Genomic DNA, 12323 nt, shown 5'->3' with positions numbered 1-12323 from the left:
ACTATCTGAATTATTCTGATAGTCGCAGTATGATTTGGCTCAATTTCAGTAATTGAACTTATTAGTGGGGGCAGAATGCACCAATAAATTCAATCTCCCTGAGCTTACCGGGTTCCCGTCAATTTTTCGCGAGCACTAAGCACGGCACCTGCACTTTTCAGATAGGCTTTGATCATCTTGGCTTTGAGCGAATTTTGACCTCTGGGAATGCAACATTCGTTCGTAAAAAAGTCCCAATTTGATTCGCAAAGTTGGTCGAATGCGACGGAAATTGTTAAAGTCAGCGATCGGGCTGTGTGATACCAGCCGCAGGGTATAAACAGCGTTTCACCGGCTGAGATTGTAATTGTTGTTGGCGTAGCTTCAGCCAAAAGCGGATATTTTTTTAAGTCGGGATTGTGATGGTTTTCAATCTCGGATAGCCAAGGAGCACCGGGTTTTGGGTAAAGATATTTTTGCTGTTCCGGCGGAAAGATTGTAAATTCTTTTTCCCCGTAAACTTGATTTATATACGCATAGAGTCCGAGAAAATCGTAGTGCAAATAAGGAAACGATCCGCCCGGCCCGCCGAAGAATATTTCTAAGTCGTACAAATCATTCAGCAGCATATTCGGGATTAATGGGCTGTGAGTGCGATCGGGTTGGGCAATACTCGGTCTGGGAGAAATATCAGGCTCTAAATCGGCAAAATCTTTGCGGACATTGAGTTTAAAAGGATAGGGAGCCGGATTTTCTTTTGTGGATTTTTTTAGCAAGTCGAACAATTTTGCGAGGGTGTAAATCTTGCCACCTATTTCAATTTCGCGATCGCCAAAATTTTCTTGGAAATAATCGGGCGTAAATTTTGTTAGGGCGGGCCAATTTTTGGATAAATCTGTAAAAATAACTGGTTTCCCCGGATTGCGGTACTCGCTGACAAATTCCTGGTGAGTCAGGCCTGTGCGGCGCTCTATTTGAAGAGTTTTTGCTGTTTGGAGCATTTGGGTTTTTCCTGTGTTGCTTATCAGATATCAAACGGTTTGTAGTGCGAACTTTAGTCCGACTCTGGGAGTGGACTGAAGTCCACACTACGAACGAAAACTATTTTCTATTTGTAATTTTTTTTGGGATTGCGATCGATCTACCGCAATAATATTGGTTCGTACTGCGGACTTGAATCTGCAGTATAAGAACGGACGGTCGTCCGCACTACGAACCTTTTTTGGGGATTGTTCAATTGTTGGTACACCAACCCCCTAGGGGATTTAATTGCCAACTTTAACAATCAATTCGATAAATTATCTCCTACTTGTAAATGTTTGCCGGGGCGCTCTGGATCTGCTACGTACCAAGCGGGATTGCCGTTAGGATCTCGCCCTAATTTCGCACCGGGTACGGGAGCATTGTTGGCGAAAGCGGTTGAGGACTTTCCTCCATTAATATTACTGTGATTGTGGAATTCGATCGCCCTCACAGTTTCCCCCGATCCACCGGGAAAAAATCCGGCTGACTGCAATTCGGCAATACTGTTTTTAAATGCCTCCTTGATAAAAGCAATATCTGCGTCGGAATGGGCTAGCGTCAGGAAACACGGGCGGTGATCCCAAATGTGAATTCCTTTTTCCCGCAGCGAATAGAACAGCAGTTCTCCATGAGCAAAATCTTGCGGGTAGGTGATTTTGAACAGGGAACCGAAGTTTTTAACAGTAAAAGGTGCTTGCTCGCGATCGAACATGGCGTTCAATTCTGCAACTAATTGGTCAGTTTTGGCATTGAGATCGCGCTGCAAGGAAGGCCCGCCCCGTTTCAAATATTCGAGGGATGCTTTGGCGGCTGCTAATGTCAGCGGGTGGCGCACAAAAGTTCCGGCAAAATAAGTAACGCCTACTTCGGGGAAAGAGTCGTCTCCGAATTGCCAAAATCCGCCATCTAATGCGTCCATCCAGGCTGATTTGCCCGCAATTACCCCGATCGGCATCCCCCCGCCGACGACTTTGCCGTAGGTACCAATATCTGCTTGTACGCCGAAGTATTCTTGAGCGCCGCCCGGTGCGACTCGGAACCCGGTAATCACTTCGTCCATAATGAAGGCGCAACCGGCTTGTTCGGTAATTCGTCGCACTTCGTGGAGGAATTCTCGCGGTTGCCAGTCGGGGCGGCGGCTTTGTACGGGTTCTACCATGATGGCTGCAAAATCGCCCGCCCGCGCTTTGAGGATTTCCAGGGATTCGGGGTCGCCGTAGTCGAGGATCAGGGTATTGTCAACGGCGGATTGGGGAATTCCCGGTGCTGCTGGGAGCGATCGCAATTTCTTAGTTCCGCGCACGATTACTTCGTCGAAATTTCCGTGATAGTCTCCGGTAAATGTGACGATCGTATTGTTGCCGGTGACGGTGCGCGCGAGTCGCATTGCACCCAAAACTGCCTCAGAACCTGTATTGCAGAATGCCACGCGATCGTGCTTGGTCATTTCGCACACGAGTTCGGCGACTTCCCCGGCTAGCGGTGTTTGCGGCCCGATTTCAAAGCCTAATTGCATTTGGGCGGCGATCGCTTCTGTGATAAATGGCGCTGAATATCCGAAAAAGTTCGACCCGAAACCGTTGGTTAAATCGACATATTCGTTATCGTCTTTATCCCAAAGTTTGGAACCGGACGATCGCACTGTGACAATTGGATAAACCAACTCTTTCATCGTCCGGTTAAAGCCGGAAACTACGCGCGGATCGGCGAGGTGGTGGCGGTGACTCTGAGCGTACTGTTTCGATTTTTGGGTTCGCGCCGTGTACCGCTTGACAAATGTTTCTAAATATGCTTTTTGCGATGGAGTTAAGGCACCGCGATCGGAGGTGTCGATGCGGGCGGCCGCGCCGAATACTTTTTTGGGCTCGGCGGTGGGTTCGGCGGATGGTGCAGGTTGGGCGATTGGGGCGATCGTGCTGCCGTTATTGTGGGATTGCGGGATCTGTTGCACCGGTGCGGGGGGCTGCACCATTTGAGGTGGGGCTGTCGGTGTCGGCTGTGCGGGAACACCGCCACCTAACAATTCTAGGTGTCGCGACATAATCTGCAACTGCTGGCCGATCAAGTATTCGAGGTTGCTCGACTGTAAGGGTTGCAAGAGGTGAGGTTGCGGGGCGGGCAGATTTACCGGGGCGCTGGCTGCGATTGGTGCGGCAATTGGTGCTGCAATTGGTGCGGCAATGGGTACGGCAATTGGTGCTGCAATTGGTGCTGCAATTGGTGCTGCAATTGGTGCTGCAATTGGTGCGGGCAAAACTTCCGGCGGCAAAGATCCGTCGATAAATTCCGATAAAGTTTCGAGACTGGGGAAAGTTTCTAGTAGCTGGCGGAAGGTAATTTTAACCTTAAATTCTTTTTGGAGGTTCAGCGCTACTTGAGTCAAAGACAGAGAATCTAAACCCATTTCTAAAAAGGTGAGATCGTCGCTGACGTTACCTAAATCTTCACCAGAAGTTTCTTCTAAGATATTTTTGATTTTGGGAATTAGTCTTTCTTTGCGAGCTGGTTGTTGGGTTGCAATTTGTGAATTTGGCATTGGTTGATAGTTGATAGTTGATAGTTGGGCATCGGGAATTGGGGATTGGGCATCGGGAATTGGGGATTGGGCATCGGGAATTGGGAGTTGGGAATTCTCCCCCTCTCCCCGTCTCCCCGTCTCCCCCTCTCTCCGCATGGGTTCTATCCAGAAGCGTTTGCTCTCGAACGGATAAGTTGGTAAGGGGAGGCGATCGCGCGTTTCCTCCTGATAAAAACTCTGCCAGTCGATCGGCACTCCGCAGAGCCAAAGCTGTCCGACGGCGCTTAACAAAGCAGTCCATTCAGCATTGTTATCTGGATTATCGGTTAGAGAAGAAATCGCAACTTGCTGTTTCAAATCCTTCGATTGTTTGCGAGCCAAAGTAGCAGCCGTTGTTCTCGGCCCGACTTCCAAAAGCACGCGATTCGGATCTTGCCAAAGTTCTTTGATGCCGTCGGCAAAACGCACTGTCGCCCGCAAATGCCGCGCCCAATACATCGGATCTGTTGCTTGTTCTGCGGTGATCCAACTAGCAGTTACAGTCGAAACAAAGGGGATAGTTGGCGCTGACAACTGCACTTTTTTCACGTATTCGGCGAAAGGTTCGACGATCGAATCTACCATCGGCGAATGGAAAGCGTGGGAAGTGTGCAAGTGTTTGCAGACAATCTTTTCGCTGGTTAATTGCTGTTCAAAAAGTGCGATCGCATCTGTCGGCCCAGAAACCACGCACAAATCCGGCGCATTCACCGCAGCCACTGCCAAATCCCCACTCAAACGCCCTTCGACTTGCGTCGCCGGCAAGCGTACCGAAAGCATCGAACCACCGGGTAAATCTTGCATCAAGCGCCCCCTCGCAGCCACCAGCATCAAGGCATCTTCTAGGGAAAACACGCCGGCGATAGTTGCCGCCACAAATTCGCCGATGCTGTGCCCGATCGCACCTTGGGGAGTTACGCCCCAACTCTGCCACAGTTGAGCCAGCGCGTACTCTACGGTAAATATTGCAGGCTGAGTCAAGAAAGTTTGGCGCAGCGACTCGGCGGCTGTCGCTTCATCGCTACCGGGATACAGCACTTCGCGCAAATCTCGGCCGAGGTGCGGCTGCAAAATTTCGGCGCAGCGATCGACCGTTTCGCGGAATAAAGGCTCAGATTCGTACAAATTCAAGCCCATATTGACGTATTGCGCGCCTTGTCCGGGAAACATGAAGATTACCGCCGGATTTCTGGCTTCGGTGCAGCGGGTTGCTGTACGCAGCGGCGGCAGCGATTCGAGTAGCTGCACGGCATCGGCGCGATCGCTACAAACCGCGAAGCGGCGGTAATTAAAGGCTTGCCGCCCGGTTTGCAAGGTGTAAGCAGCATCGGCGAGCTCTATCTCTGGGTTTTCGTCGAGGTGCGATCGCAAATTTGCGGTAGCTGCGTCTAAAGCAGATGGAGTTTTTGCCGACAGCAGCAGCAACTGTCGCGGGCGAGAAGAACTTGACGGTGCCAGCGCGGGGGCTTCTTCGAGGACAACGTGAGCGTTGGTACCGCCGACACCAAAGGAACTGACTCCGGCTCTTCTGGGCGTTGTGCCTGCTTTCCATTCCGAGAGTTCAGCGTTGACGTAGAAGGGACTGTTGGCAAAGTCGATCGCCGGATTCGGTGTTTGGTAGTGGAGAGTGGCGGGTATTTGTTGGTGTTTGAGGGCTAAAGCTGTTTTAATCAGCCCTGTGACTCCGGCGGCGGCGATCGTGTGTCCGAAGTTGCTTTTGACGGAGCCGATCGCGCAAAATTGTTTGGCTGAGGTTTCGCGTGCAAAAGCTTGAGTCAAAGCTGCAATTTCGATCGGATCGCCGAGGGGCGTTGCCGTGCCGTGGGTTTCGACGTAGGATATCGTTTCTGGATCTACGCCGGCCATCGCCTGGGCCATCGCGATCGCGTCTGCTTGCCCGTCTACGCTGGGCGCTGCGAAGCTGACTTTGGCTGCCCCGTCGTTGTTGAGGCCGACGCCGCGAATTACCGCATAGATTGTATCTCTGTCGGCGATCGCCTCTTCCAAACGCTTCAGTACCACAGCCCCGCCTGCGTTGCCGAATACGGTTCCTTCAGCCTTAGCATCGAATGGTTTGCAGTGTCCGTCGCTGGAAAACATCCCCCCTTCTTGATACAAATAACCGCTATTTTGGGGAGCTGTAATTGAAATTCCGCCGGCGAGAGCTAAATCGCATTGATAGCTCATTAAGGCATAAAAAGCTTGACAAACTGCAACTAATGATGTAGAGCAAGCGGTATGGACGCTGACGCTGGGCCCTTTGAGATTGAGTTTGTAAGAAGTGCGGGTAGCGATGTAGTCTTTTTCATTTCCTACCATTACCTGAAACTCGCCCGCGCGGGAAATTATGTCCGATCGTCCGGCGATGTTGTTGGGAAAATAGGTATTGTTGCCCGTGCCGGCGTAAACTCCGATCGAGCCGTTAAAAGTATTCGGATCGCAGCCGGCATTTTCTAGGGCGGCCCAAGCTATTTCTAAAAAAACGCGCTGCTGCGGGTCGGTAATTTCGGCTTCGCGGGGACTCACGCCGAAAAATGCTGCATCAAAGCGATCTGCACCGTCAATAATTCCTCTAGCTTTGACGTAATTCGGATCTTGTCTGAGATTGGGGTCAATACTGGGGTCTAGTTCTGTGTCGCTGAACAGCGTTGTGGACTCGACTCCGCCGCACAAATTTTGCCACAATTCATCGACACTTGCAGCACCGGGAAAGCGACCGGCCATGCCAATAATTGCAATCCCGTCAAGTTCTGAGTTTTCCTGTGAATTAGTCATAAGTAAGCCCCTATAATTAAACGTAAAATACCCAAGTTTCAACAGCTCGTTACATAAGTTTTCTTCTTTATATCCTCCTCTTTTAAACAACTACAACAATTAATAACTACTAACCAATAACTACTAACCAATAACTACTAACCAATAACTACTAACTACCGTCTTTTGGTAAACTGCTTCGATCGATTAAAAGCAGCTTTTTGTCGATCGGCCCTATCTTGAAATTTATTACTAGACTGATTCGTGCTCTCTCCTTGGTTTAAATAATTGGCCAATTGGGCGATCGTCGGATGCTGGAACAATTTGACAACTGGCAAGTCTTTTTCTAATAGAGCCCGCACTTGCACAGCAATTTGCAGAGTCATCAGAGAATTACCTCCAATCTCGAAGAAATTGTCATGAATCCCCACGCGATCGAGCTTCAGCAACTTAGACCAAATGCCCGCTAGCACTTTCTCCAACTCGCCTTGCGGCGCCGCGTAACCCTGGGACAGTTCTTGTCGCTGTGAGTCAGGTGGCGGCAGGGCGCGGCGGTCAATTTTGCCGCTGGGAGTCTTCGGCATCGCCTCCACAGTCACAAACACCGCAGGCACCATGTAATCGGGGAGTTGTCCTTGCAATTGGACGCGGAGGTCTGCAATTGTTAGTTGCTCTTGTGGATTGACTGCTAAATAAGCCACCAATCGTTTGTCCCCCGGTGTATCTTCCCGCGCTAGCACCACAGCTTGTTTAATTGCCGGATGTTTTGCGAGTGCAGTTTCGATTTCTCCCAACTCGATGCGGAAGCCGCGAATTTTGACTTGACCGTCAATGCGTCCGATGTACTCGATATTACCGTCGGGCAGGTAGCGGGCTAAATCTCCTGTTTTATAAAGGAGATGCGATCTGACAGAATTAGATACTTCTTGGCTGTCAGCAATCTCTGGTTTCTGTGCATCTTCCTCCAATCTAAAATGTAAAATCGGCAATCTAAAATCGTTTAAGGGATTGGGAATAAATCTTTCAGCAGTCAAGTCGGGGCGGTTGAGGTAGCCGCGCGCCAAACAGATGCCTCCAATGTGCAATTCCCCAGGAACGCCGATCGGTACAGGCTCACCATTCTGGTGTAACAAATAGATTTCCGTGTTGGCAATAGGGCGGCCGATCGCAGGAAGTGCGGGCCAATTTTCCGGCGGGCCGCTGAGGGTATAAGCTGTGACAACGTGGCTCTCCGAGGGGCCGTATTGATTGTGCAGGGTGCAATTTTCTAGCTGCTGAAAGAAACTGGTAATGTAACGGTTGACTTGCAACTGTTCGCCGGCGGTGACTACTTCGCGCAGCGATTTTGGTACTAGCTGATAGCTATCGGCGGCTTCGGCTAAGTGTTGCAGGGCGATGAAAGGGAGAAACAATCTTTGAATCTTTTCTGTGTCGATTAGCTGCAACAAACTCCGCGCATCTCGCCGCATTTCTTCGGTGATGAAAACGAGGGTGCCCCCCGCACACCAAGTACAAAACATTTCTTGAAATGAGACATCGAAGCTGAGGGAGGCAAATTGCAGGGTTTTGGCTGCGTCTTCCAAGGTGGAGTTTTGCAGTTGCCACGCAATTAGGTTGACTAGGGCGCGGTGCGGGAGGAGAACTCCTTTGGGTTTGCCGGTGGAACCGGATGTATATATTGTATAGGTTAAGTTGTCGGGAGATACGGTGCTGGCGGGGTTTTCGGTGCTGTAATTGGCTATTTCTTGCCAGTTTGCGTCCAAACAAACGGTTCGCGCTTGATGTTCCGGCAAGCCGGACACTAGGTGAGATTGTGTGAGTATAACGGGAGTTTTGGTGTCGGCTAACATGAAAGTCAGCCTTTCTTTGGGATAAGCTGGATCGATCGGCACGTAAGCTGCGCCTGTTTTGAGAATGCCTAAAACGGCGATCGCAATTTCTAAGGAACGTTCCATGCAAATCGCGACTAAAACATCGGGCCCGACTCCTAATTGCTGCAAGTAATGGGCTAGTTGATTCGATCGCGAATTGAGTTCGCGGTAGGTAAGCTGCTGTCGGGAATTGTGGGGAAAAACGGCGGCAATGGCATCGGGCGATCGATCGACTTGGGCTTCAAATAATTGGTGAACGCATTTGTCTTGGGGATAATTTGCCTGAGTTTGATTCCACTGCTGCAACTGCGAAATTTCGGCTGCTGTCAGCATTGACAATTTGCTGATTTTCTGCTGGGGATTCGCGGCTATACTTTCGAGCAAAGTTTGCAGGTGTCCCAACATTCGGGTAAGGGCGTTTTCATCGAACCGCTGGCGATCGCCCGCAATTTTCAGCAGCAATTCGTCTCCCCCGTAGCCGTAAACTGTTAGGGGAAAACTCGTCTGTTCTAAAAGCTGAAATTCTCGGTTTTTCCAGTCATCGCCTAGAGATTGCAGGGCAGAATTGAACTGGCACTTTTCAACTACTAGCAAGCTTTCAAATAAAGCGCTGCTGCGGGAGATTTCGCTCCATTCTTGAGTTTTGGCCAGCGGTACGTCACTGTATTCTTGCAGCACATTCCATTGATTTTGCAGTTGTTTCAGCCAATCGATGGCTGGCATTTCTGGAGTGACAATTACTCTCAGTGGCAAAGTATTGATGAACAATCCTACTGCTGGTTCTATTTTTTCTGTATTTGGCGATCGACTGTTGCAAATAGATCCAAATACTACATCTTGCGAACCGGAACAGCGGCTCAAAAGTAAAGCCCAGACTCCTTGCAGCAGGGTATTCAGGGTTAGTTGCTGTTCGTGAATTAGAGAGTTTAAAGCTGTGGTAACACTGCTAGAAAGCCGGATTTCGGGAATTGTCGGCAACAGGCCTCTTTCTTGTTCCACAACTGATACATTTTCTGGTTGGGCGGGCATCTTCCCTGTCCTAGAAAAATCGCCCACCAAAGGAGTACGATCGCCCAAACCGCTTAAGTATTGCCTCCAAAATGCTTCTGTTTTCGAGATATCTTGCTGCATCCGATCGCTGCCATCTCGATCGCCACTGGGCGGTGTTAATTCTAATTGCCGATCGCCAGTCAGGGCTTCGTACAAGGTGAAAACTGCTTGCAAAACAGTTATTGCCGAGGTACTGTCAAGCAAAATATGGTGATAAGTCCAGATGAGTTTGTATTTGGTTTCCGCAACTCGGAACAAAGCCAAACGCATCAGCGGCGGTTGAGTTAGGTCAAATCCTTGCAGGCGATCGGCTTGCAAAAAGGTTTGCAGTTTGTTAGTGCGATCGTCCTGGGACAAACTGCGCCAGTCTTCCTCAACTATTGACAGTTCGAATTTTTGGTGTACAGTTTGTACCGGCACCTCTCGATCCAACCAACTAAAACTCGTTCTCAAAACTGGATATCGATCGACACTTTGGCGCCAAGCATCTACAAAAGCTGAAACATTCAATTCTTCGCCCAGGCTGCACAGTACCTGTTCGATATCTACCCCTGACTGTTGGCCTGAAAGGCCCTCGAACAACATCCCCTGCTGGATCGCTGAAAGTTGATAGGAAGATTCGCTATCAGTTGCTACAGATTGGGGATGGTCTGCTGCTGGCAAAGACATACTTACCTGCGAGTATTAAACTAAAAACTTTGGAGCAAGTGTTACCGGATTTTTAATACTTCTTTTAATTAACAATTCAGTTCAAAGCGCGATCGCCAGCATCTGAAATGTTGTGTTTTTTGTTGTAAATTTTTATCCTACGAGCCGAGGCTAACTCAAATTATACCATCCTGTCAACTCACACAGATCCAACATACAAATATATTCTATGCCGATCGTTTACCGTTCCGCAACCGTGTAATTACAGAGAATACACCCACAGTAAAAACATCAATTTCACCAGTTTAGGCCTATTATTGGCGATTTATTGTCGATTGATTCGATGTCGGTGTTTTTTGTAACCGATGGTAAGTTTTGTAAAGTTTTAAATTACCTGCTAAGCCCGGTTTTTCAAATTCGTTAGGTGGCCAGAAACCCGGTTACTGCGACAAATTTCGGTTAACACCAAAAATTTAGGAAGAAACCGGGTTTCTTGAATTCGTTGGACAGACAGAAACCGGGTTTCTGCAACAAATTTCGGTTAATACCAAAAATTCAGGAAGAAACCCGGTTTCTCAAATTCCTTGGGCGACCATAAACCTGAATATTTACGCTTTCGGCTCAACCCAAACAGTCATGCCTTCAACCCTCAAACCTTTGCCGCGAGTGCCGCAATATTGACCGTTAGTAGTAACAGGAGTATCGCCTACATTCTGAATGTGAGCTGTGTAAAATACATCGTACTTATCAGCTTGCTGCCCAGTCAGTCGCGCGGCAAATCCTTCAATGCGCTTGGCTTTCCCCCGGAAACCTGCCAGTTCCCCTCCGCCGATCCAAGGAGTATCACCAACTCCTTCAACGTGAGCCATGTACTCCAAATTTAAACCGGGAACCGGAGGCTCTATTTTAATTTCAAAACCTTCGACGCGGCGGCCTTGAGCTTTCGTACCGGCGTATTCTTTACCGCTAAAAGTGCGATCGCCTATTCCTTGAATGTGCGCCAAAACTTTTAAACCCACAGCCGCCGCAACTTGAGAATTCGCAGACGGTGCGATCCAAACTTTGATGCCTTCTATTCTCAAAGCTTTGCCGCGAGTGCCGCAATAATCGCCGTTGGAGGACACATCGGTGTCGCCGATATTTTGGATGTGAGCGTTATAAAATACGTCATAGTTATCAGCTTGCAGCCCGCTCAACCGCACGGCAAATCCTTCAATTCGTTTCGCTTGACCCCGAAAACCAGCCAATTCTCCTTCGCCAATCCAAGGAGTATCCCCAACACCTTCGACGTGAGCCATGTACTCAACTTTTAAGCCGGAAATTGGTGGCTCGATATTAATTTGAAATCCTTCGACGCGCAGCCCGCGCGCTTTAGTACCGGCGTATTCTCCAGCACCGAAAGTTCGATCGCCTATTCCTTGAATGTGCGCCAAAACTTTCAATCCCAAACCGCCCTCTACAGGCGCTTGTTGAATCTCGCGAGGTGCCCCAAAAACAATGTTCCCAGAGCCTGTTTTTGGGAGAGATTTAGGTACTTCCACGCTAGGAACGATAATCACTTCGTGCATGGGGGCCGTCGCGACGGGGAATTCCAAAATTTTGATTTGCGGTGCAACTGTAACTTGTTTCGGTGCCACATTCCCCGACGGGATGATAATCACTTCGGGTAGAGGTTCGGCGCCCATTTTTGGTTCTGGCGCTGTTTTAATTACGGATTGGATTTTTGCAGGTTCTGCTTTTACTATCTGGACAACGGTTAATTTCCCTCTGGAAATGGCGACGGCTATTTGTTTGCCAAAAGCGGCGCTGACTGTTTCTTCGAGGATTACCCACTCTTCGTCGTTTAATTTGTCTTGCTGTTCCACTAGGGCTAGCACTGCTGCAACGGGGTGTTTGCCGCTTACTAGGGATTCTGCGTCGGAATGCAGTTGAGTTGCGGTTGATTCGGAAATGGCGCGCTGGAGTTCGCGGGCTTTGCCATGCACTGATTGTAAGGGGGCGAAGTCGCTTTGTTCGCGGTGGGCGATCGCCAATACTCGATCGAGCACTTTCAAAGCTGCGTCGCGAATTTCTGCTTTACCTTCGGAAGCTGCTGCAGTCTCGACTAAGTTTTGAATATCTTTGAGGGAAGTAATTTCTCCGGGGGCGAGGGCGGATTTGTTGACTTGGAGAGCTTGTTTTTGGACCTCTGCAAAGTTGCGGCTGTAGCTGGCAATTTCTTTCAGTAAGCTGTCAGAGGGAGGAAGCCCGGAGTCTTGCAGTTGTTTGGCGGCTTGGGAGAGTCGATCGGCTAAATTACCATAAGTTTCCGATAGTTGGGCTATCTGTTGTAACAAATCTTTATGTGTTGCTTCCATAGGTCTTGCAGTAAATATTTAACTTGCTGATTATAGACGTTGAGCGTCTTCTGAAGGTAGAAGGCTTCTGAAGGAAGAGGGAAG

At 49.2% G+C, this 12323-nt stretch carries 4 protein-coding genes; all 4 read right to left on the bottom strand.

The genetic code is table 11. The features are described from left to right. Nucleotides 1–104 precede the first annotated feature (104 nt). The 4 genes from QT998_RS01190 to QT998_RS01175 all read right to left on the bottom strand — a co-directional run bounded on the left by QT998_RS01190 (nucleotide 105) and on the right by QT998_RS01175 (nucleotide 12239). Entirely contained in the window at nucleotides 105–980 is an 876-nt protein-coding gene (locus QT998_RS01190; RefSeq protein WP_333113474.1) for a cupin-like domain-containing protein, read from the bottom strand. 284 nt (nucleotides 981–1264) lie between these two features. Further along, complete coding sequence (locus QT998_RS01185; RefSeq protein WP_333113476.1) at nucleotides 1265–6334, bottom strand: aminotransferase class III-fold pyridoxal phosphate-dependent enzyme; 5070 nt, start codon at nucleotides 6332–6334, stop codon at nucleotides 1265–1267. 155 nt (nucleotides 6335–6489) lie between these two features. Continuing rightward, nucleotides 6490–9903, bottom strand: coding sequence for a non-ribosomal peptide synthetase (locus QT998_RS01180; RefSeq protein WP_333113478.1), 3414 nt, complete (start codon nucleotides 9901–9903; stop codon nucleotides 6490–6492). A 587-nt stretch (nucleotides 9904–10490) separates the two neighbouring features. After that, a complete protein-coding gene (locus QT998_RS01175) occupies nucleotides 10491–12239 on the bottom strand; it encodes a hypothetical protein (protein WP_333113480.1) in 1749 nt (582 codons plus the stop codon). Nucleotides 12240–12323 lie beyond the last annotated feature (84 nt).

The organism is Microcoleus sp. S1D4 (assembly GCF_036700765.1).
Lineage (GTDB): Bacteria > Cyanobacteriota > Cyanobacteriia > Cyanobacteriales > Microcoleaceae > Microcoleus.
The sequence above is the reverse complement of the archived record's forward strand: the minus strand, read 5'-3'. Positions and strand labels throughout refer to the sequence as shown.